This window comes from Cellulophaga algicola DSM 14237 (assembly GCF_000186265.1).
GTDB classification, from domain to species: domain Bacteria; phylum Bacteroidota; class Bacteroidia; order Flavobacteriales; family Flavobacteriaceae; genus Cellulophaga; species Cellulophaga algicola.
Genome location: NC_014934.1, coordinates 3,790,888 through 3,814,490, shown reverse-complemented (window position 1 = coordinate 3,814,490; position 23,603 = coordinate 3,790,888). Strand labels below are relative to the sequence as shown.

The following is a 23,603-nucleotide window of genomic DNA, read 5'->3' as shown; positions in this document are numbered from 1 at the left end:
AATAAAAAAGATAAATAGTAAAATTTAAAAATCTGGCTTGTGCTCAACCGAATGGAAACAGCCTTTTTGCACGCTACGAGCCATATACAAGACCGTTGTACCACATTTAAGAAAAGCTTGTAACCTGAATGAAAATCTTTCCAACTAAAATACATTTGGTTACATTAACAGAAGATAGTTCGATAGCAATATCTGAATTACAAAAGAAAACGCTGTCGGAAAAGCAATTCGTTTCTGACTGGGATAAGCAAGTTTTTATCGGAAAAATAAATGATTCAGAATTTGAAGTTAAGTTATCCAAAAAAGTTTACGGAGCTTTCTGTGTGATAAAAGGTAAACTTGAAAATAAAAATGGGGTTTTGAAAATTGGAATAAACAAGAACTTTAAAACAGTTTTATTTGGACTCTTCCTACTCCCAATTATTGGATTTATAATTTCGTTAATAATAAACGGATTTGGAAACTCAAAAGAATTAATATTTCCGACAATAATGTTTCCAATCGCATTACGTTTTGTTTTTATCGAATTTGGATTTCGGATTATTTCCGAAAATGGACTAAATAAGCTGAGTAAAATAATTGGCGTTGAAAAAAAATAAAACGTGGTACAACACAACCTATACGTAATGCGGGCTTTAAAGCTTAAACGGCAAGGTTTGTGTATATTTATAAGGTCGCTAAATCTTATGGATTTAGCTTTGAAACAAAAAAATAAAACTAAACAATAAGCTTTAGCTTCGTGCATAGACGGAAAGTAAAAGTTTCCTTGCCTCCGCACTACGCATAGCTGCAACGTTACCACACATTACCTATAATTGTTTTACAGTGCTTATGCTAAGTGAGCTGTATAAAAATTATACTGTTGACGTTTTGTGGCCTAGATCCCTGGCAGGATTCATATTTCCACCGAAAAGAGCGTTAAGAATCAAATGCTGTTTGAGCGATAGCGAGTTCATTTGATTTAGCGAATAAGGATGTGAAATATATCCGAAGGGTCAAGCCTTGATTTTTTTGGTTCGTTTTTTTATCAAGAAAAAAATGAATAAACAAGTATTCAAATCTTACCAAAAATTGCAATAAACTAATAATCAATACACTACAACAAATTTATTTTCATATTACCTTGGAAAGGAGTAACTTGAGAAAGTCGTGCAAGCGAGAAGCGTTTAAGCACAGAATGAACAAGTTACTCCCTACCCCTTAATTTGAACATCTATTTTTAGCAGATTTCTACGGAATTTAAGCCTATACTTCAAAAGGAATTTAGCTAGTTTAACGAATCCGAAACTCTTACTCAAACGCAACTCTTACGGGCGGATTTTAGCTTGTTTATGCGCAAAAGATTTTACACTCAAAACTAAATAGCAATCGCCAATCTTTACCCTAAATAAAAGCGGAAAAGCGTTATGTAGTCGTACGTTAGCATAAAAACGTGTGGTAACAAAACCTATAAGCAATGCGGAGGTATGGTGTTTAATTAAATCGTTTGTGTATATTTACTATGTCGCCAAATCAGTTTGATTCGACATTTAGAACGAAATAAAATTAAACGCAAATAAAATGCTTTGGCTAAGTGATTAAAGGGAAGTTAAGCGCAAGTTTGCTTCCGCACTGCTCATAGCTATATCGTTGGCAAACATTTAAAAATCAGAACTATGAAAATAAATTTTAACGAAAAAGAAAAGTCGATTGAAATAAAAGACGGATTAAAAACGCAGTATTTAATGATAAAAGTAATGCTGATTTTTACTCTTATTAATTCTATTCTTTTTCCTGTTTTTGTTTTAGACAAAAAGCAATTAGAATGGATGGGATTTATTTGGATAATTCTTGGATTGGCATCTGTGATAATGTTGATTTATCAAATAATGAAAAAATCGACATCGGAAAAATTGAATTTATCTGAAATCAGCTCGCTTACCGAAAAACAAGTTTTTGGTCGAAAAAGATTTAGTCTGAAATTGAAAAACGGAAAATTGAGAGACTTAATGGAAATGAAAAATGAATCTGATATTATAGAAACTAAAGAGTTGTTTAAAAATATCGGAATTCAAATAAGTTGAATAAAATAAAAAACGATTTGCCAACACCGTATAAAAATAATTGCGGTTTAGCGCTTAATCAAAGGTCGTTGCGTGTTTGTAACGTCTGATTTTCCTTCGGAAAATCCTCGCATACAAACCCGCAACTATTCTTATACATAAACGTTACAACAAATAGCTCAAAAAAAAATCATCTTACAAGTTTTAAAGGCGAGTTTTTTCATAAACTTGCTTTTACTTATAATTAAAATCACATGAGGTATAATAGTTTAATCCTTTTCTTAATGCTGTCTTTTTATACAAGCGCTCAGAATCCATTAAGTTCATCAACCGACATAGCCTTAGGTAGAAGTATCCATGGTACTGGAGATTTAGCGGGATATTATTTAGGTTTTCAATTCGACACACCAATAACCTCAATATTATATTGGTCTTTAGGAATTGAAGCAACTTTGAATGATGCCCCTGATTTACCTTTATTCTATGAAGAACCAAATGGCAATATTCAAAATGGTACGTTGCATTTTGTAACAAATGGCTTGCAATTGATTGGTGGAGTAGGATTCAAATTTATCAATTCTGAAAAACATATACTTGGTGTGAGTTTGAATCCACTTTTTCGATATCAAGCAACCTCCATAAGCGACCGAATAGGAACAATTTACCCTGCGGGAACAGGTCTTCCTGTTCCGGTAAGGGTTATAGAGTCAGAAACTCCTTATCGAACATATTCTGTTGGCGCATCGTTAAAGCTTAAATACCAATATCAACTAAACGAAAAATGGCAGATGGGACTGATGGGTGGAGTTCAATCAGATACTAATGGTGATACCATCTTCTATTACGGTCTGCAAATTGGTAGAAAATATTTATAAGCATTATCATATCTTGTTTTTTTTTAAGCTCATTGTTGGTGGATGCGAGAAGATAGCTTTGCACCTCCCCTAAAGAGCATAGCCTTATCGGAAAAGTTCAAATAAAAAACGCTAAAATTCGGAATGGAATTTTCTTTCGAGCAAATGAAATCCTAATGGACTTCTGAGCAAGTTTATGCATATGGACTTTTTAGCTAGTTTGTGCAGGACAAATTACTCAAACGCAACTGCTGTGCAGATGGACTTCCAACTCGAGCGTAATAAATAGGGAAACGCGAAGGATCGTGCTTACTCTTGTGTTTCGCAACTTGTTGTAACAATGCCTATAATCAATGCGGGCTTAGGTTTAAACGCCAAGTTCTGTGTATATTTAGAATGTCGCTAAATCTTTGGAATTTAGCTTTAGACAAAAAAAAGAAAAAGCAAAACCCAAAGTTTTAGCTTAGCGCTTAACTGGAAATCCGCTGGATTTCCGCCCCGCACTAATCATAGCCGAACCGTTACCACACATTACCTATAATTGTTTTACAGTGCTTATGCTAAGTGAGCTGTATAAAAATTATACTGTTGACGTTTTGTGGCCTAGATCCCTGGCAGGATTCATATTTCCACCGAAAAGAGCGTTAAGAATCAAATGCTGTTTGAGCGATAGCGAGTTCATTTGATTTAGCGAATAAGGATGTGAAATATATCCGAAGGGTCAAGCCTTGATTTTTTTGGTTCGTTTTTTTATCAAGAAAAAAATGAATAAACAAGTATTCAAATCTTACCAAAAATTGCAATAAACTAATAATCAATACACTACAACAAATTTATTTTCATATTACCTTGGAAAGGAGTAACTTGAGAAAGTCGTGCAAGCGAGAAGCGTTTAAGCACAGAATGAACAAGTTACTCCCTACCCCTTAATTTGAACATCTATTTTTAGCAGATTTCTACGGAATTTAAGCCTATACTTCAAAAGGAATTTAGCTAGTTTAACGAATCCGAAACTCTTACTCAAACGCAACTCTTACGGGCGGATTTTAGCTTGTTTATGCGCAAAAGATTTTACACTCAAAACTAAATAGCAATCGCCAATCTTTACCCTAAATAAAAGCGGAAAAGCGTTATGTAGTCGTACGTTAGCATAAAAACGTGTGGTAACAAAACCTATAAGCAATGCGGAGGTATGGTGTTTAATTAAATCGTTTGTGTATATTTACTATGTCGCCAAATCAGTTTGATTCGACATTTAGAACGAAATAAAATTAAACGCAAATAAAATGCTTTGGCTAAGTGATTAAAGGGAAGTTAAGCGCAAGTTTGCTTCCGCACTGCTCATAGGTACTGTGTTGGCAATAATATAGCAGAACGCAAAAAACGAACAAATTGCTTAATGAAATATAGCATTCCAGATAAAAGAGAATTGACCAAATCAGAGATTGAATTTCTGACTTATTTGTTTCGGAATGAAAAATCGGAATGGAGTAACTTAATTAAAAACCTGAAAGTAATTGCAAGATGTGGATGTGGAAAATGTCCGACTATAGTTTTTGGAAAATCATTTGACTCGGAAATTCAAAAAGGAGATTTAATGATAGATTACGCAGGAAAAGGTAAAAATGGAGAATTGATTGGAATATCTGTATTCGGAACTGACCAAATGCCGACTGAATTAGAATTTTACTCAATAGATGGAGAATCCGATATTATTGAATTACCAAAAATTGAGACATTAACAAACTAAAATAATGGAAGACTTGCTAATACTACTAATCATTTTGATTCCAATTATTCTTTGGGTTTTAAGTGCTTATATGCTTTCTAACTGGATTAAGTTTAAACTTTTTTTTATAGCAAACGCACTTTTAGTAATTACATATGTAGGAATTATAATTTATGGAAAAACTGCTATTTGGGAACACGATGAATATGGATTAGGAATGTTATTTAGATTAGCATTTTGCTTAATATCCCACGTTTTAATTGTTTTCATATTTGCGTTATTTAAAAGAAGACAAATAAAAAATACTATTGCCAACACCGTATAAAATTAATTGCTTGGTTCTAGTGTACTTGGAAATTCCTTCGGAATTTCCTCTGGTTCGTTCCGTTTTTATTAATTTAGTGGCTTACCAACGCAACTAACCTTATACAATCACGTTATCTCTTATTTTACAGAAACTTTTTGGTAGAGTTTAAGATTCCGAAAAAAGAAATAATTATTGACAGAATCACAGCTCGGACGGAATTGAAAATTGAACGGAAAAACACTCAAGGAATGAAAAACATTTTATTAAAGCGTATTTACTTTTGATTTATATAACACTTTTAAATATTGCTATTTTTCAAGGAATAATTTTAAGCATAATTATTTTGAAATCACCTTTATTTAAAGGAGTAGCAAATAAATATTTAGCTTATGCAATTTTCACACTATCATTACTATTATTAAATCTTGTTTTCGAAATTACTGAAGCTTATAATACTATTCCACTTCTACGATTTTTTGATGATATAGAATGGGCATTTATTTTTCCAGTTTTTATTTTCTTGTTTGTTGTAAATAAAGTAAATCATCCCATAAAAAATTCTAAAAAATTGTGGTGGATGTTTCTTCCAATTGGGTATTCAGCCATTATCGGTATTATTAATGACCTTGATGTTGTTGCAGGTATTTATGACATTCCAAATTCAGGTATAAGATTATTTGAGGTTCTATACCAAATAGAACTTTTTTTAGCAGTAATATTCATACCTGCAATTTTAATTTATACCTATAGCTTCATAAAATTCTCAAAAGAAAAACAGGAAAAACAATTGCTAACTTTCTTATGGTCAATTGTTTTTACACTCTTATTCTCTTGGGTAATCGCCATAATCGTCTTTTTATTTTTACAATACGACATTTCCTTTTTTATGAAAATCATTGCATTATTTGCAACATTTCTAATTCATTGGACAGCTTACATTGGAATCTATAAATATAAACTTGCCAAAGACAAAGCAGGAATAAATACATTACTAAATAATGATTTTTTAGTTCCTTACAACAATGTTCCTACTGACATTCCTAATAAAAAAAACGATAAGAAGGAAGCCTTTACAATAGATAATCCCTATTATAAAAAACTCGAAGTTCTTTGTAAAAGCCATCAAATTTATAGAGATAATACATTAAGCAGAGAGAAAATTGCTATAAAATTAGGAATAAGTGCAGGCTATGTTTCTCAACTTGTGAATTCAATAACAGAAGGAAATTTTACAAATTACATAAATCGATATCGTGTAGAAGCTGTTAAGAAAATGATTTCAGATTCAAAATTTGAAAACTACAGCCTTTTAGCGATAGGATTAGAATCAGGTTTCACTTCAAAAACTACCTTTTATAAAGCGTTTAAGAAAATTACAGGAATGACCCCAAAAGAGTATCGTAAAAGTCAAAAGTAAGTGCCGATTTATTCAATTTTAAGATATTGAAACCTTACAAAGTTCGATTTTATTTACTTTTGATTGTTAATTAGACCAAACACAAAAACAATCTATCTCTTAATTTTAAAAAATACTATGAAAACAATTAAATTATGCATTTTGAACTTATTCATCATTTGTTCTCTGGTAAGTTGTTCGAACGACACGAACGAAAGTTTTGAATTAGGCAAAAATTTTGACCGCAATAAAATGGATACTTTTTTTTCAATACTTGAACAAGAAAATCTTGGAATGGGTAGTGTGGCTATTTTCAAAGATGGACAATTAGATTATCAAAATTCATTTGGTCAAGCTGATATTGCAAATAGTGTTTCTTCAACAGCACAAACTAAATATCGAATTGCTTCAATAACTAAAACTTTTACTGCATCAATGATTATGCAAATGATTGATGAAAATAGTTTGACTTTATCTACAACGCTGGATAATTTCTTTCCAGAATTACCAAATTCAGATATAATAACAATAGAAAATTTGTTGAGACATCGAAGTGGACTTTATAATTATACACTTGAAGAATATGGAGTCGATGTGTTGACACAACCAGCTACACAACAGCAACTTATTGACTTATTTATCGAAAATGGGACAGTTTTTGAACCTAATGAACAAGCACTTTATTCAAATACGAATTATGCCCTTTTGGGCTTTATTATTGAAAATATTGACCAAAAATCATTTTCAGATGCTTTGAGAGATAGAATAACCATTCCTTTAGGTTTAACAAATACATATAATGGAGGAATTATAGAAACAACAAATAACGAGGCTCTATCCTATAATCCCGAATCTAATGATTGGGTTTTAGCAATTGAAACAAATATTACGCTTGTACACGCTACAGGCTCAATAGTTTCTAACCCAGAAGATTTAAATACATTTTATCAAGAACTTTTTGATGGTAATGTAGTATCTCAAAATTCATTACAAACAATGCAAGTTGTAGTTGATGGTTTTGGTATTGGTTTGATTCCAATTCCATTTTATCAGAAAACAGCATTAGGTCATACTGGTCTAATAGACGGTTTTCAATCTTATGCGGAACACTTCCCAGATGATAATGTAACAGTATCTTTTATTCTTAACGGTGTTTCAATGCCTGCTAATGATGTTGCAATTGGAATCTTAAGTATTTATTCAGGATTAGAATACACCTTACCGTAAATGAATTCACTTTTAAAATTTATATCGGTAACCGTTCTGTTTTTAATTTCAGTTAATACTTATAGCCAAAAAGAAATTTCTTTAAAAGGTCAAGTATTAAACTCAGAAAATGAAATCTCTGACATTTTGGTTATCAATTTAAATTCAAGTAAAACGACCATTACTGATTACAAAGGAGGTTTCGTTATTGAAGTCAAGCTAAATGACACCTTACAATTAAGAGCATTTCAATTTATTTCTAAAAAAGTAATAGTTAATGATTCAGTATTTAATCAAAAGAAAATAACAATTGAACTTAAAGAAAATGTTATAGAATTAGACGAAGTAACAATTTCACCGTATAAATTGTCTGGAAATTTGGCTTCCGATGTTAAGAGCATTGAATTAAAACCAGTTGTTACCGCATCATCTTTAGGTTTACCTAACGCAGATGTTAAAACTTTAACCCAAAATGAACGTCGATTAGCACATACTGATTATGGAAAATGGGTATACTTTTATCAAAAAGACAGTATCTATATTTATCGTCCGACCTTAATAATTAACCTACATAAAATAATCAACAGAGTATCTGGTCGAACTAGAAATATGCGAGAAAGAGTTGCGGATGACAAAGAATTGAAAATCACGAATGAAATTAGGAATATTTACTCGGAACAAACATTATCCGATGAATTTAATATACCTAAAGAAAATATAAAACTATTTTTTGAGTATTGCGAGGGACAATCCGATTTCTCTAAACTATCCGAGAATAGAAACCCATTCGAAATTTGGGAGTATTTTAAAACAAAAAGTATTGAATTTAGAAAGCTCTGAATTGTCTAATAATGGGAAATCGAGCGGAAAAAACAAGAGATAACACCGTGTATAATTAATTGCTTGGTTCTTGCCTACTTGGAAATTCCTTCGGAATTCCCTCTGGTTCGTTTTCTTTTACTAATTTAGTTACTAGCCAACGCAACTAATCATACACCAAACGTTGTGGTGCATATAAAAAAAACGAAACGATTAAATTAAAATGGATTCTTTTTTGATATTTTGGATTTTAATCATACTTCTGATTATCGGACTCACAATCGGATTGATTTACCTCGGATATTGGATTCCTAAACGTTTTGGGAAAAGAAAATTAGGAAAATGGATTGTGGGAATTTTGTCAATTGCGGTTCTGACTTTTATACTTTCGGTTGTTTTTGAAGATGAACTCTTTTTCAAGTCAGACGCAAAAGAATTAATAGCTGAACATAATATTGAACTTAAAGACAACTTTGAATTGAACTCTAATGAGTTTACTGGAATTAAAGACTTTTATCACCGGTTTGAGTTAACAATATCTGAATCCGACAACTTAAGAATCACGAATAAAATTATAAACGCTGAAAACTATCAACATCTCGTAGATAAACCAATTGACATTAGAGTTGATAAACCAAGGTATTCCGACAGTAACAATGACGAAGAATTTACAGCTAATTACCAAACTGAAAGAGAATATATCTATGAATATTATAAACCAAATGAAAGAGGATACACACCAACATATCATCGAATATCAATTTTAAAAGCAGAAAACATATTGATTTACGAAAATATATCTGACTAAAAACGTAAAAAAATACGCACCACAACAATGTGTATAAGCAATGGCTTGTCCTCGCCTACTTGGAAATTCCTGCGGAATTTCCAATGGCAAGTACCTGTTTGCAACTGTCCGTGACGAACCACGCCACTGCTCATACACGAAACGTTGTACACAATACCCGAAAAAATGAAAAAAGCATTAATAATCGTTGGTTCAATCGGAATTTTATACGTTTTCCTAGCTTTTATTTTGCCAAATTTTATTGCTGTTCCATTAGCTGCTTATCAAGCTAAAAAGGTTTGGACTGAACACGAAAAAGAATACTCTGAAACAAAATCCTCTGAATTAGTTTTAGACAGTATCGGTAACTTCCCATTTCCGATAGGTTCTGTTTCAGATTATGAAAATGTTTTTAATGATAACCAAATTTCAAAACTGACTAAAATAATTGCACAATACGAAGAGAAAACAACACGCGAAATTGCAATTGTTTCTGTGCATTCTATTGAACCGTATGATAATATTAAAGATTACTCAACAGATTTAGCAAACGAATGGGGAATCGGAAATCCAGAGTCGGATAATGGACTTTTGATATTGTTCAGTAAAAACCTAAGAGAATTACGCATTACGACTGGATTTGGTACGGAAAAAATATTGACTGATGAAAAATGTAAAAAAGTGATTGATGAAACTATAATTCCTGAATTCAAAAATGGAGAATATTTTGACGGAATAAAAATAGGATTATCAGAATTGATTGAACTCTGGGAATAAGTACTGTGTACAACAATGTATATAAAAAATAGCGCAAGTGGTTGCTAAAACAATGGTTTATGCATTTTTGGAAAGTCGCCAAATTTTTAAATTTGACAAATCCCCAAAAATAAAATAATTAGTAAAATTTAAAAATTCGGCTTGTGTATATTCCGAAAAGTAACAGCTTATTTTCAGCACTACTTTTCATATACTGAGACGTTAGCATTAATTAAAAACCAATATTGCGGAAGTTGATATTGAATAAAAAAAGAATTTAGGAAAAGAATGAATTGTTTTAATCATCACGAATTAATTGCAGTTGGAGTTTGTCAAGACTGTCAAAAGGGATTGTGCTCTGTATGCGCTTCGAAATATAGTATTCCGATTTGTAGCCAATGCAATACAGGTAGAAAAGGAAGTGAGAAAAGTAAAATTTATAAGGAACTATTTATGACATTTGGTTTCAGCATAATTGCGACATTTTTCATTATGAAAAACTTTGTTAATTCGACAAGTCCCGAAATGCAAATGGGAACTTTAGAACAAATACTTATGGCAATAATGTTAATATATGGTTTTTCGAGTTTAATTGCAGGTTGGAAAACATTGACCGGAATTACACCAAGTGTCTTTTTATTTTTACCAATTATTGGTTGGTTAATTTACTTTGGTATAAAGTTATGGCTTTCAAGTATGATAGGAGTTTTTATGTTACCAATAAGAACATTTAAGAATGTTAGAAGATTGTATAAACTGAAAAACATACCGAAGTAACTAATGCTAACACCGTATAAAAATAATTGCGGTTTAGTGCTTAACCAAAGGTCGTTGCGTGTTTGTAACGTCTGATTTTCCTGCGGAAAATCCTCGCATACAAACCCGCAACTATTCTTATACATAAACGTTACCACACATTACCTATAATTGTTTTACAGTGCTTATGCTAAGTGAGCTGTATAAAAATTATACTGTTGACGTTTTGTGGCCTAGATCCCTGGCAGGATTCATATTTCCACCGAAAAGAGCGTTAAGAATCAAATGCTGTTTGAGCGATAGCGAGTTCATTTGATTTAGCGAATAAGGATGTGAAATATATCCGAAGGGTCAAGCCTTGATTTTTTTGGTTCGTTTTTTTATCAAGAAAAAAATGAATAAACAAGTATTCAAATCTTACCAAAAATTGCAATAAACTAATAATCAATACACTACAACAAATTTATTTTCATATTACCTTGGAAAGGAGTAACTTGAGAAAGTCGTGCAAGCGAGAAGCGTTTAAGCACAGAATGAACAAGTTACTCCCTACCCCTTAATTTGAACATCTATTTTTAGCAGATTTCTACGGAATTTAAGCCTATACTTCAAAAGGAATTTAGCTAGTTTAACGAATCCGAAACTCTTACTCAAACGCAACTCTTACGGGCGGATTTTAGCTTGTTTATGCGCAAAAGATTTTACACTCAAAACTAAATAGCAATCGCCAATCTTTACCCTAAATAAAAGCGGAAAAGCGTTATGTAGTCGTACGTTAGCATAAAAACGTGTGGTAACAAAACCTATAAGCAATGCGGAGGTATGGTGTTTAATTAAATCGTTTGTGTATATTTACTATGTCGCCAAATCAGTTTGATTCGACATTTAGAACGAAATAAAATTAAACGCAAATAAAATGCTTTGGCTAAGTGATTAAAGGGAAGTTAAGCGCAAGTTTGCTTCCGCACTGCTCATAGCTATATCGTTAGGTGCAAGCTGAAAAAAAAGAAAAACCCACCGCACGGTCAAGCACATTTCATTTTGCTCGTGCCTCACAAAATAAAAAGAGCTTGCCCTTCCCCACCGCCACCCAATAATATACAGGGATAAAACTCACTATATTTCAATGGATTTTATTAGATTAGTGGCTTAATTAAAAAATGGTTTAAATGAACCGAATAAAGGAAGTTCTTAAAGACAAAGGAATTAGTCAAACTTGGCTTGCCGACAAAATGGGCAAAAGCTATAATACGATTAATGAATATGCTCGTAACAAAAGACAACCGAGTATTGAAGTACTTTTTAAGATAGCTGAAATATTAAATATGGAAGCAAAAGAATTAATTGAAAAACGAGATATAAAAAAATAATAAATGGCAATAAAAAAATCGGAATTATACAGCAGCCTTTGGGAAAGTTGTGATGCACTAAGAGGAAGTATGGACGCAAGTCAATACAAAGATTACGTATTGGTAATGCTATTTATAAAATACATTAGCGATAAATGGGCAGGACAACCCTACGCACCAATTACAATTCCTAAAGGTTCAAGTTTTGCCGATATGACGGCTTTAAAAGGATCAACTGATATTGGCGACCAAATCAATAAAAAAATATTAGCACCAATTGCAGCAGCCAATAATTTGGCGAAATTCCCTGATTTCAATGACCCTACAAAATTAGGGAGTGATAAGGAAATGATTGACACCTTAGATGCATTGATAGGCATTTTTGAAAATCCTGCTTTGGACTTTAGTAAAAACAAAGCAGATGGTGATGATATTTTAGGAGATGCCTACGAATTTTTAATGCGTCATTTTGCTACGCAAAGTGGAAAAAGTAAAGGTCAATTTTATACACCTTCTGAAGTAAGTAGAACAATGGCAAGTATCATTGGAATAAATAATGTAGATACCAATTCAGATATTACCGTTTATGACCCTACTTGTGGTTCAGGTTCTTTATTGCTAAAAGTGGGAACAGAAGCAAAATCTAAGGTAACACTTTACGGACAAGAAAAAGATGCTACTACGGCAGGTTTGGCTCGTATGAATATGATTTTACACGACAATCCCACTGCTGAAATAAAACAAGGAAACACGCTATCTAAACCACTTTTTGAAGACCCAAAATTGGAAGCAAACTTAAAAACATTCGATTTTGTAGTTGCCAATCCTCCTTTTAGTGATAAAAGATGGAGTAACGGATTAACCTTGCCAGACGATAAGTACAATCGTTTTGCAGATTATGGTATTCCTCCTTCAAAAAATGGAGATTATGCTTTTTTACTGCACATTGTTCGTTCTTTAAAACGGAACGGAAAAGGAGCAATTATACTACCACACGGAGTTTTGTTTAGAGGGAATGCAGAATCCGAAATAAGAACCAATTTAATTAAAAAAGGTTTTATAAAAGGTATTATTGGCTTGCCTGCCAATTTGTTTTATGGTACTGGAATACCTGCTGCTATTATTTTTATAGACAAAGAAAATGCTGCCAATCGTAAAGGAATTTTTATGATTGATGCAGGTAAAGGTTTTATAAAAGACGGAAATAAAAATCGATTACGTGAACAAGACATTCGTAGAATTACAGATGTGTTTGCTGCACAAAAAGAGGTAAAAGGGTTTAGCCGTATGGTTTCTATTGAAGACATTTCCAAAAACGAATACAATCTTAATATTCCAAGATATATAGACAACCAAGAAAAAGAAGATATACAAGATATTGAAGCCCATTTAAAAGGCGGAATTCCAATAGCGGACATTGACGACTTATCTAACTTTTGGGAAGTGTACCCAACACTTAGAAAATCATTGTTTGAAAAAATAAACGATAAATACTCAAATCTTACTATTGAAAACGAACAGATAAAAGACGAAATATATTCGCACCCAGAGTTTGAAAGGTTTATAACCCAAATGGATAGTCTTTTTAATGGTTGGAAACAGAAAAACACTACCGTATTAAAAGCACTTGACAAAGGCAATAAACCCAAACAAGTAATTGCTAATCTAGCAGAAGACCTTTTACAAACTTATCACAAAAAAGCATTAATAGACAAATACAATGTGTATCAACTACTACTGTCTTACTGGAACGAAACTATGCAAGACGATTGCTATATTGTTTCGGCAGATGGCTGGGTAGCAGAAACCTATCGTATTTATAAAGAAAACGCCAAGAAAAAAATGGTAGACAAAGGTTGGACTTGCGACTTGGTACCAAAAGAATTAGTCATAAACAAGTATTTTGAAACAGAGAAAAAAGGGCTAGAAATCTTAGAAACTGAAAAAGAAAATGCCATAAGTACAAGAACTGCATTAGAAGAAGAATACAATGCAGAAGGCAATGCCTTATTTGAAGTAAGTAAAAAAGCAGAAGCATTAGAAAATCTATCTGAATTTATGGAGCTTGCTTTAGAAAAATATTTCCCTTCCATTTATACTAAAAATGAAGGTTTCAAAGAAGAGTTAGAGCAAATAAGCAACCAGCTTTCAGAACTAAATGCCAATGATGTCATAGATCACTTAAAAAACAGTAAAGGTGCTATTACCAAGAAAGCAATTACTAACCAACTTGCCTTAGCAGACCCAAATTCTGAAGAAGAGAAAATACTGAACAAATGGTTAAATCTTACTAAGAAAATAGCAAGTAAGAAAAAGGAACTTAAAACTATTGTAGACACTCTTGACAAGAATATTGCTACCAAAACAAAAGAAGATCCAAAACAAGAATATATTGCAGAGATTGGCATAATAAACCAATATTTACAACTGTTAGAAGATGAAACAGCCTTAAAAGCAAAAATAAAAATTGCTGAAAAAGAACTGGACGAAAAACTCTACGCCAAATACCCAACACTTACCGAAACAGAAGTAAAACAATTGGTAGTAGATGATAAATGGACGCAGACCATAGAATCAAGTATAAAAGGAGAAATAGACCACATTAGCCAACGCCTTACCAACCGCATAAAAGAACTGGAAGAACGCTATGCTACGCCTTTACCACAAATAGACCAAGACCTAACAGACTTGGAGACTAAAGTAAATGCTCACCTTACTAAAATGGGATTTGTATGGAATTAATAGCAGGTTATAAAAATACTGAAATTGGCATTATTCCTGATGAATGGGAAGTGAAAAAGCAAAAAGAAATTGTGCGATATATAAATGGACGTGCATATTCATTACACGAATGGGAAAAGAAAGGTATTCCTGTTGTTAGACTTCAAAACCTAACTAAGAAAGGTGGAAACTTTTATTATTCCAATTTAAATCTTCCCGATTATCAATATATGAATAAGGGTGATTTAATATTTATGTGGTCTGCTTCCTTTGGTCCTTATATTTGGTGGGGAAACAAAGCAATCTTTCATTACCATATTTGGAAATTGGAATGTAAAAAAGGAAAAGCAGTTAAGGACTTCTATTATTTTAAATTACTTGAAATAACTGAAGAATTAAAAAAAGGAACAAGTGGTTCAACTATGCTTCATTTAACTAAAGGTTTTATGGAGAATTATTTAATTTCTGTTCCACCACTACCAGAACAAACCGCAATAGCCAACGTACTATCCGACACAGACAACCTACTACAAACCCTTGAAAAAAAGATAGCAAAAAAACGTCTTATTAAACAAGGGGCTATGCAAGAGTTGCTAAAGCCTAAAGAGGGTTGGGTGGTGAAGAGTTTGGGGAAGGTTGCTGATATTGCTACTGGCACTACTCCTCCAACAAGAGATTTAGAGAATTATGGCAACCAATTTTGTTTTGTAAGTCCAGCAGACTTAGGAAAAGAAAAATATATAACAAAAACAGTTAAGAACTTATCAAAAAAAGGTTTTTCAGTCTCAAGAATTTTCCCAAAGAATAGTATTATGGTTACCTGTATTGGGTCAACAATTGGAAAAATTGGAATAGCCTCAAAAGTACTAACTTCAAATCAACAAATAAATGCAATCTTTCCAAATGAAAATTTTGATTCCGAGTTTGTATATTATCATTTAAGTTTGAATGCAAAAAAAATAAGATTGATGGCAAGTGAACAAGCTGTTCCTATGATAAATAAATCTGAATTTAGTGAAGTTAAAATTAACATTCCACTGTTAAAATCAGAACAAACAAAAATTGCTACTATCCTATCCGATATGGATACCGAAATAGAAAGTTTAGAAAAGCAATTATCAAAATACAAACAAGTAAAACAGGGGCTTATGCAAAACTTGTTAACTGGTAAAATAAGATTGGTATGACAAAAGTAGGCAGTATAGAAAGAGTCACACAAAACCGTGTAGTAAAACTATTTCAAGAAGAATTAGGCTATACCTATTTAGGTGATTGGCAAGACAGAGAGAACAATAGCAATATTGAAGAAGAACTCTTAACCAATTATCTTACTCGTAAAGAGTATTCTACGGTTCAGATAAGCAGAGCCATTTTTGAATTAAAAGATACTGCCAATAATTTTAATGATAGCCTATACACTACTAACAAAAATGTATATAAACAATTGCGTTATGGTATTAAAGTAAAGGCAGATGCAAGTAGCCATTTTGAAACCGTACAATTAATAGATTGGGATAAATTTGCTGACAATGATTTTGCTATTGCAGAAGAAGTAACCATAAAAGGCAATAAAACCAAACGACCAGATATTGTAATTTACATAAATGGTATTGCTTTGGGTATTATAGAACTTAAAAGAAGTAGTGTAACTATCAATGATGGTATTCGCCAAAACATTACCAACCAACAAGACCAATTTATACAATCATTTTTTGCCACCACACAATACCTTTTTGCAGGAAACGACACAGAAGGTTTACGTTATGGAACAATTAATACAGCAGAAAAGTATTATCTAAAGTGGAAAGAAGATGTAGCAGATAATAGTAGAAATCTATTAGATAAGTACATTCTAAAAATGTGTGATAAAAAACGTTTTATAGAATTATTATACGATTTTGTATTGTTTGATGGTGGTGTAAAAAAACTACCAAGAGTACACCAATATTTTGGAATAAAAGAAGCTCAAAAATATGTAAATAATTATGAAGGTGGTATCATTTGGCATACACAAGGTAGCGGTAAAAGTATTGTAATGGTGTGGCTTGCCAAATGGATATTAGAAAACAAACCAAAGGCAAGAGTAGTAATATTAACCGATAGAGATGAACTGGATAAGCAAATAGAAGCTGTTTTTACAGATGCAGACGAAACCATATACCGTACCAGTAGTGGTAAAGATTTAATGAGCCAATTGGGACAAGCAAACCCAAGGTTACTCTGTTCTTTGGTTCATAAATTCGGCAAAAAAGATGTTGGTAACTTCAATAAATTTATAAAAGAATTAGAAAGCGAGCCACCACATACCGTAGGCGAAATATTTGTATTTGTAGATGAATGTCACCGTACGCAAAGCGGGAAATTGCACAGAACAATGAAAGCAATGATGCCAACTGCGGTATTTATAGGTTTTACAGGTACTCCATTACTTAAAAAAGACAAACAAACAAGTTTAGAAATTTTCGGGAAATATATTCATACCTACAAATTTAATGAAGGTGTAGAAGATAAAGTGATTTTAGATTTGATTTATGAAGCAAGAGATATAGACCAAAAACTAAGTTCTCCAAAACGAATAGATGAATGGTTTGCAGCCAAAACTAAAGGCTTGAATGATTTTCAGAAAATGGAAATCAAAAAGAAATGGGGAACAATGCAAAAAGTCTTGAGCAGTAGTTCTCGAATGAGCAAAGTTGTAACCGATATTATATTTGACTTTAGCACAAAAGCAAGATTAAATACAGAGACAGGAAACGCTATTTTGGTGGCAAGTTCTATTTATGAAGCGTGTAGGTATTATGAGTTATTCTTAAAAACACTTTTAAAAAACAAGTGTGCCATAGTAACTTCATACAGCCCACATACAAGTGATATAACAACAGAAGATACAGGAGCAAGTACCGAAACCGAAAAAGAATTTATGTACAATCTGTACAAAGATTTGTTAGGTACAAAATCTACTGAACAATATGAAGATTGGGCAAAAAACAAGTTTAAAAAAGAACCTGCCAATATGAAAATATTGGTGGTAGTTTCAAAACTATTAACAGGTTTTGATGCACCAAGTTGCACCTATTTATATATTGATAAGTCAATGCAAGACCACGGTTTATTTCAAGCCATAACACGTGTAAATCGTTTAGACAGTCCAGATAAAGAATTTGGGTATATAGTCGATTATAAAGATTTATTTAAGAAACTGGTCAATGAAGAAGGTTCAGGAGCATTACAGGTATATACCAACGAATTGGATTATGACAATTTTGAAGCAACCGATATTGATATAATGCTTCAAGATAGATTAGAGAAAGGAAAAGAACGCTTAGATAATGCCTTAGAGGAAATATCTTTGCTTTGCGAACCCGTAGAAGCTCCAAAAGATAGAATGGCATACATTCGCTATTTCTGTGGAAATACAGAGATAAAAGAAGAGCTAAAAGCAAGAGAAACCCAACGAACGGCTTTATACAAAAAAGCAGTTGCCTTAATTCGTGCTTATGCTAATATAGCTGACGAAATGGAAGAAGCAGGTTATACCGTTTCTGAAACCGTTAAAATCAAAAAAGAATTAGACCACTATCTTAAATTACGTGAAGATATAAGAATTGCAAGTGGTGAAGTCTTGGATTTAAAAACCTATGAAGCAGATATGCGACACTTGATAGATACGTATATCCAATCAGAAGACCCTGAAAAGATATCGCCTTTTACAGATATGTCTTTATTAGATATTATTAATAGTGAAGGAATTACAGAAGCCATTGAAAACTTGCCAAAAGATTTAAGAAGTAGCAATGAAGCAGTTGCCGAAACTATTGAAAACAATGTTAGAAAAAAGATAATTAAAGAACATTTGATTGACCCTGCATTTTTTGAGCAGATGTCTAAATTATTGGCAGCACTAATAAAAGAGCGAAAAGAGAAAGCCATTAGCTATGAAGAATACCTTCAAAAAATTGCTGAATTAGCAAAACAAGTTAGTGATGGGAAAAATGAAGAAACACCTGATGTCTTAGTAACGGTTGCACAAAGAGCTTTATACAATAACTTAGGAAAAGATGAAACTTTGGCGTTAAGAATTGATACTGCTGTAAAAAATACAAAAAGAGATAGTTGGAGAGGAAACTTGGCTAAAGAAAGAGAGGTGAAAGCGGAAATTTATAAGCAACTTTCTTCTTATGTAGTAGATACAGGTATTGACATTGCAAATGAAGATCCAGCACCATATGGTATGGAGAATAAAGTGGAACGTCTTTTTGATATAATTAAAGAACAACAAGAATACTAATGCCAAAAATTGAATTAGGAAATATTAGAATTGACGTAGAAAAAAAGGATATTAAAAATATTCATTTAAGCGTATATCCTCCACACGGTAAGGTGAAAATTGCAGCACCTGAACGTATGGAAATGGATACTATTCGTGTGTTTGCTATCAATAAATTAAAATGGATTAAAAAACAGCAAGAAGTATTTAAAAATCAAGAAAGAGAAACAAGAAGAGAGTTTGTTGATAGAGAAAGTCATTATTTTCAAGGAAAAAGATACTTGCTTACAGTAATAGAACAAGACGCAAAGCCCAAAGTAGTCGTAAAGCATAGCGAAATTGAATTATACATTAGACCTAATACTTCTACCAAAAAAAGAAAAGAAATAATAGACGAATGGTATCGTGAAGAAATGAAAAAGGTAATCCCAACTATGTTAGAAAAATGGGAAAAGAAAATTGGCGTGAAAACGAATGACTTTGGAGTTAAAATAATGCGTACCAAATGGGGAACTTGTAATATAGAAGCAAAACGAATTTGGTTAAATCTTGAATTAGCAAAAAAACCTCTTGACTGTTTAGAATATATAGTTGTTCACGAATTGATACATTTATTAGAAAGAAGCCATAATGCAGTCTTTGTAAAGTATATGAATGAATTTATGCCGAAATGGAGATTTCATAGAGACGAATTGAATAAATTACCGTTTAGACATACAGACTGGAAGTACTGAATAAGCCAACGCAAGTTCAAGCACATTTAAAGTTTGCTCGTGCCTCACAAATTTAAAAGAGCTTTCACGCCAACGCTAGCAAGTTTGCGGAAAGAAAAGCCAGACACCTAACAATGTATAAAAAACATAGGGCGTTTGTGGTAAGCCCGAAAGTTCTGTGAATATTAATGAAGTCCGCTAAATATAAAATTTGGCGTTTATAGAAGAAAAAATAAAAGCAAAATATTTATATTTAGCTAAGTAATAAACTGAAACGATAGTGCTTATTTACTGCCCTACGTTTCTTATACTAGACGTTGTAAAACATACTGCTCAATTACAACATTTCATCTACATTCAACGTTATAGCTTTGAAAATAGTAACTTTTAAGTTACCTTTGAGTAATGGAGAAAGTTAGGGAGGTAATCCAGTACAAAAACTATTTCGAAGAATTCTTACTCAAACAGCCGAAAAAGGTTCAGGACAAGATATTCAAGGTCATCGAAATAATCGAAACGTATGAAAGAGTTCCCTCGACTTATCTTAAAGCAATTGTTGGAACAAAAGGACTTTATGAAGCTCGTATAAAATTGGGCTCAAACATTTGGAGAGTATTCTGCTTTTTCGACAAGGGTAAACTCGTAATCCTGTTGAATGGATTTGGCAAGAAAACGCAAAAGACTCCGAAAAAAGAAATCGACAAAGCAGTCGGACTAATGAATTTGTACTATGAAGACAAAAAAAGATAAGATGGACACGAAAAGCTGGAAAGATATAAAGGACAACGTTTACGGAAAAAAAGGAACGGAACGCAGAGATGGACTCGAAAGAGATTTCGAATCTTTTAAAATTGGTCTGCTTTTACGAAACGCCCGGGAAGAGAAAAATTTGACGCAAGAGCAACTTGGCGAGCTGGTGGACAAAAAACGCACCTACATTTCAAGAGTTGAAAACAACGGAAGTAATTTGACCTTAAAAACGTTGTATGAAATTGTAGAAAAGGGACTGGGTGGAAAAGTTACTATCTCAATCGAGGTCTGAAAAAAGTACGTTTTACAACAGAACCTATAAGTAATGCGGGCTTCGGGCTTAATCGAAAGGTTCGCGTATTTTTATGAGGTCGCAAAATCTTTAGGATTTTACTTTAGACAAAAAATATAAATTAAAACAAAAAGCTTTTGCTTCGGGTTAGGGCGGAATGGGATTGCTTCTCTGCTCCCGCACTACTCATAGCTTAGGCGTTATCTGCAATTATAAAAAACCTATCGAAATATGGTCGACAAACTCAATTCAGAATTATCATCACGAATTAAAAACGAATATGAGAAGACCAAGGCTAAAATCGAAAACATAAGCAGCGATAAAGTTTATATTCAAAAAGCTCTAAATATTTATTCAGAATATGATATGAATAAATACAAAGCGTCAATAACTCAATCGATAAAAGAGAATTCTTTGACTCATTGGAAAGACCATCAATCTAATGATGAAAGAGAGTTGTTTGATTGTATTTTATTTGAATATAGTGACCAAGAAACTCCTCCTTTCGAGGCTTACTCCCATGCACTTTCTGAATTGCAAGATTTTAAAATATCTATTGAACCTTATTATTTTCAAACCTATGAGCTAGGCTACTGGGATGCAGGAGTAGGAATTAATTTAAATCCATTTGAAATTTGCAAACCTTATCATATTTCAGAAATAGGTTCTGATGAGTGGGACATAATTTATGACGACGCAGCCACCCAAAACGACATTCAGATTATTAATGAAATGGCTAGGAGAATATCTAAACTAATTTTAAATGATGTTTTCGCTGAATTTGATAATCAGGGACTTTTTGATTGGTTAAAACTGAGACCTGGCGGTCTTTTTATGTTTGACGTTCATGATGGTGGAAATGTTACGGACCCGTTCTATCTGAAAAAATAACTGCAGATAACAAAACCTATAAACAATACGGGCTTAGGTTATAAACGCTAGGGTTTGCGTATTTTTATAAGGTCGCGAAATCTTTGGGATTTCGCTTTGACACAAAAAAAGAAAAAACAAAACCAAAAGATTTCGCTACGTGCATGACGGAAAGTAAACGCTAATTTGCTCCCGTACTGTTCATAGCCAAAACGTTAGGCAACATTACTCACTCGAACGGAAAAAACCGAAAATGAATATATTATGGTAAAAGCAAAATTAATAATAGACGGAAAAGAAATAAACGTTTTGTGGTTTACTTTCGGGTTTAATCAAGGTGCAGATCGAAGCGGACGACCTTCACAAAGACCTGTTTTTGTTGGACTAAAATTAATTGTAGAAACTCGAAAAGACTTAAATCTTGCCGATTGGTCTTTTGCTTCAAATCAAAAAAAACAAATAGAATGGACTACCTAGTAAATTTGGTACTATTTTCTTAAGCTACATTTTTAATAAACCCTCTCATTTTTAGTTCCATTTCTAGAGGTGAGAGATATCCTAAACTAGAATGTAATCTTTCAGTATTATACCAGTAAATATAGTTCTCAAGAGACTCATATAACTGTTTATACGATGTATACTTAAAACGATACAGCCACTCGTATTTAATTGTTTTAAAAAAACTTTCAGCTACCGCATTGTCCCAGCAATTACCTTTTCTACTCATACTTTGAGTTATTTTAAGATTATAATCGCAAATACTGGTTATTTTGTTTGATGCATACTGGACACCTCTATCAGAGTGAAAAATAAGATTATTGCTAATATTTCTTGCTTTTCTGGCATCAATCCAAGCTTTCATTACGGTATTTTGAGTGGTCATATCTTCACTTAAAGACCAACCAACAACTTTTCGGTCAGCAAGATCTATGATGGTTGTTAAATAGTTCCAATCATCATTAACTCGAATATAAGTAATATCAGACACCCATTTCTCACCTAATTTAAAACTACAAAAGTCTCTATTTAGCTCATTTTTAGCAACTAAATAACTGTGATTAGCATCTGTTGTGACTACAAATTTTCTCTTTAAAACACTTCTTACTCCCAGTTCTTTCATTAATAATCCGATGTAAGAACGGGAATAAAATAGACCTTCTCGTTCTAACTTTTTTTTAATCCTATAGCTGCCATAAATCTCTCTACTTTGCTCAAAAATAATTTTGATTCTTTCTTTTAGAAACGCTGTAGCAGTTTTGGAAACTACAACATCTTTGTTTTTAAGCCAATGATAATAAGAATTTTTACTAACTTTCATTGATTTACACACCTTCTCAACTGGATAGATATCAACATTTTTTAAAATGAATTGATATATTACAAGTCGTTCTTGGAGAAGATGCTTACCGCCTTTTTTAAGATGTCACGTTCCATAGTTACATTCTTCAATTCCTTCTTTAAAGCTTTAAGTTCTTGAGCTTCAATAGAGAGTTCCTTCTTCTTTGAAAAATCTCCAGATTTTAGCTTGTATTCTCGTCTCCAACGACCAATCATACTTAAACTTAAGTCATAGTCCTCACTAATTTGTTTCGTCTTAATTCCTGAATTTAATAGTTCTACTATCATCACTTTAAATTCATTGTCATACTTTTTTGCCATAAATCAAATATATAATTTATAAGCTCAAGAAAATCGTCACATCAAAGGTAGACACTCCAGAATTACATATTTATCCTATTATTATGGGAGGAAAAACTCGTAAACTATATTTTTATGATTGCCATCTTGTTGGTTGGAAAAACGATTTCTCTGCCACAGGTTCAAATCCAATGTCCGAAACTTTAGAAATCACTTGTGCTGGTGTTGAAGATTCTAATTCTAATGGAGTATATTCTGCATATTGGAGAGAAACTTTCAAAGACAGTACAAATGAAACTCAAACAGTCAATAAAGAGAATATATTAAAAGTAAAAACTAAAATATCTTAAA

General features: G+C 32.5%; 22 protein-coding genes. 21 read left to right on the top strand and 1 reads right to left on the bottom strand.

Features of this window, described 5'->3' with window-relative positions:
- Positions 1 to 128: 128 nt before the first annotated feature.
- From CELAL_RS16580 to tssD (CELAL_RS16485), 20 genes are all read left to right on the top strand, one after another.
- Positions 129 to 599 (top strand): hypothetical protein, encoded by a 471-nt coding sequence (locus CELAL_RS16580; protein WP_013552007.1) that lies wholly within the window; start codon positions 129 to 131, stop codon positions 597 to 599.
- 1,056 nt (positions 600 to 1,655) lie between these two features.
- Entirely contained in the window at positions 1,656 to 2,063 is a 408-nt protein-coding gene (locus CELAL_RS16575) for a hypothetical protein (RefSeq protein ID WP_013552042.1), read from the top strand.
- 233 nt (positions 2,064 to 2,296) lie between these two features.
- Positions 2,297 to 2,917 carry a hypothetical protein gene (locus CELAL_RS16570; RefSeq protein ID WP_148229701.1) on the top strand — a complete coding sequence of 207 codons (621 nt, stop codon included), beginning with the start codon at positions 2,297 to 2,299 and terminating at the stop codon, positions 2,915 to 2,917.
- Between the two features lie 1,378 nt (positions 2,918 to 4,295).
- On the top strand, positions 4,296 to 4,646 hold the full coding sequence (locus CELAL_RS16565) for a hypothetical protein (RefSeq protein ID WP_013552040.1): 351 nt from the start codon (positions 4,296 to 4,298) through the stop codon (positions 4,644 to 4,646).
- Positions 4,647 to 4,650: 4 nt separating this feature from the next.
- A complete protein-coding gene (locus tag CELAL_RS16560) occupies positions 4,651 to 4,950 on the top strand; it encodes a hypothetical protein (RefSeq protein ID WP_013552039.1) in 300 nt (99 codons plus the stop codon).
- 262 nt (positions 4,951 to 5,212) lie between these two features.
- Positions 5,213 to 6,349 (top strand): helix-turn-helix domain-containing protein, encoded by a 1,137-nt coding sequence (locus CELAL_RS16555; protein WP_013552038.1) that lies wholly within the window; start codon positions 5,213 to 5,215, stop codon positions 6,347 to 6,349.
- Positions 6,350 to 6,490: 141 nt separating this feature from the next.
- Complete coding sequence (locus tag CELAL_RS16550; RefSeq protein WP_169311409.1) at positions 6,491 to 7,555, top strand: serine hydrolase domain-containing protein; 1,065 nt, start codon at positions 6,491 to 6,493, stop codon at positions 7,553 to 7,555.
- Entirely contained in the window at positions 7,556 to 8,374 is an 819-nt protein-coding gene (locus CELAL_RS16545) for a peptidase associated/transthyretin-like domain-containing protein (protein WP_013552036.1), read from the top strand. It abuts the gene before it with no gap.
- Between the two features lie 265 nt (positions 8,375 to 8,639).
- Complete coding sequence (locus tag CELAL_RS16540) at positions 8,640 to 9,161, top strand: hypothetical protein (protein WP_148229700.1); 522 nt, start codon at positions 8,640 to 8,642, stop codon at positions 9,159 to 9,161.
- Between the two features lie 165 nt (positions 9,162 to 9,326).
- Positions 9,327 to 9,917, top strand: a complete 591-nt coding sequence (locus CELAL_RS16535; protein ID WP_013552034.1) for a TPM domain-containing protein — start codon at positions 9,327 to 9,329, stop codon at positions 9,915 to 9,917.
- Positions 9,918 to 10,184: 267 nt separating this feature from the next.
- Entirely contained in the window at positions 10,185 to 10,673 is a 489-nt protein-coding gene (locus tag CELAL_RS16530) for a hypothetical protein (RefSeq protein WP_013552033.1), read from the top strand.
- 1,148 nt (positions 10,674 to 11,821) lie between these two features.
- On the top strand, positions 11,822 to 12,022 hold the full coding sequence (locus CELAL_RS16525; protein ID WP_013552032.1) for a helix-turn-helix domain-containing protein: 201 nt from the start codon (positions 11,822 to 11,824) through the stop codon (positions 12,020 to 12,022).
- A 3-nt stretch (positions 12,023 to 12,025) separates the two neighbouring features.
- Complete coding sequence (locus CELAL_RS16520) at positions 12,026 to 14,743, top strand: type I restriction-modification system subunit M (protein ID WP_013552031.1); 2,718 nt, start codon at positions 12,026 to 12,028, stop codon at positions 14,741 to 14,743.
- Positions 14,734 to 15,909 (top strand): restriction endonuclease subunit S, encoded by a 1,176-nt coding sequence (locus CELAL_RS16515; RefSeq protein ID WP_013552030.1) that lies wholly within the window; start codon positions 14,734 to 14,736, stop codon positions 15,907 to 15,909. Before CELAL_RS16520 ends, CELAL_RS16515 begins: the two co-directional genes overlap by 10 nt.
- Positions 15,906 to 19,010 (top strand): type I restriction endonuclease subunit R, encoded by a 3,105-nt coding sequence (locus CELAL_RS16510; protein ID WP_013552029.1) that lies wholly within the window; start codon positions 15,906 to 15,908, stop codon positions 19,008 to 19,010. Before CELAL_RS16515 ends, CELAL_RS16510 begins: the two co-directional genes overlap by 4 nt.
- Positions 19,010 to 19,723 (top strand): M48 family metallopeptidase, encoded by a 714-nt coding sequence (locus CELAL_RS16505; RefSeq protein WP_013552028.1) that lies wholly within the window; start codon positions 19,010 to 19,012, stop codon positions 19,721 to 19,723. The genes CELAL_RS16510 and CELAL_RS16505 overlap by 1 nt, the downstream gene beginning before the upstream one ends.
- A 384-nt stretch (positions 19,724 to 20,107) precedes the next feature.
- Entirely contained in the window at positions 20,108 to 20,452 is a 345-nt protein-coding gene (locus CELAL_RS16500) for a type II toxin-antitoxin system RelE/ParE family toxin (protein ID WP_013552027.1), read from the top strand.
- A gap of 1 nt (position 20,453) precedes the next feature.
- Positions 20,454 to 20,744, top strand: coding sequence for a helix-turn-helix domain-containing protein (locus tag CELAL_RS16495; RefSeq protein ID WP_041558267.1), 291 nt, complete (start codon positions 20,454 to 20,456; stop codon positions 20,742 to 20,744).
- Between the two features lie 231 nt (positions 20,745 to 20,975).
- Positions 20,976 to 21,635 (top strand): hypothetical protein, encoded by a 660-nt coding sequence (locus CELAL_RS16490; protein ID WP_013552025.1) that lies wholly within the window; start codon positions 20,976 to 20,978, stop codon positions 21,633 to 21,635.
- A 243-nt stretch (positions 21,636 to 21,878) separates the two neighbouring features.
- The gene (tssD, locus tag CELAL_RS16485) at positions 21,879 to 22,091 is read left to right on the top strand and encodes a type VI secretion system tube protein TssD (RefSeq protein WP_013552024.1); all 213 of its coding nucleotides are present in this window, start codon (positions 21,879 to 21,881) and stop codon (positions 22,089 to 22,091) included.
- A gap of 19 nt (positions 22,092 to 22,110) precedes the next feature.
- Here the strand turns inward: tssD (CELAL_RS16485) and CELAL_RS16480 are convergent.
- Positions 22,111 to 23,273 (bottom strand): IS3 family transposase gene (locus CELAL_RS16480; protein ID WP_085951520.1). Its coding sequence is split into 2 segments (ribosomal slippage): positions 22,111 to 23,036 and positions 23,036 to 23,273, totalling 1,164 coding nucleotides; the frame shifts between segments, so codons are not numbered across the junction.
- An 83-nt stretch (positions 23,274 to 23,356) separates the two neighbouring features.
- Between CELAL_RS16480 and tssD (CELAL_RS16470) the strand changes: the two genes are divergently transcribed.
- Positions 23,357 to 23,602: a type VI secretion system tube protein TssD gene (tssD, locus tag CELAL_RS16470; RefSeq protein ID WP_013552021.1), complete on the top strand. Its 246-nt coding sequence runs from the start codon at positions 23,357 to 23,359 to the stop codon at positions 23,600 to 23,602.
- Position 23,603 lies beyond the last annotated feature (1 nt).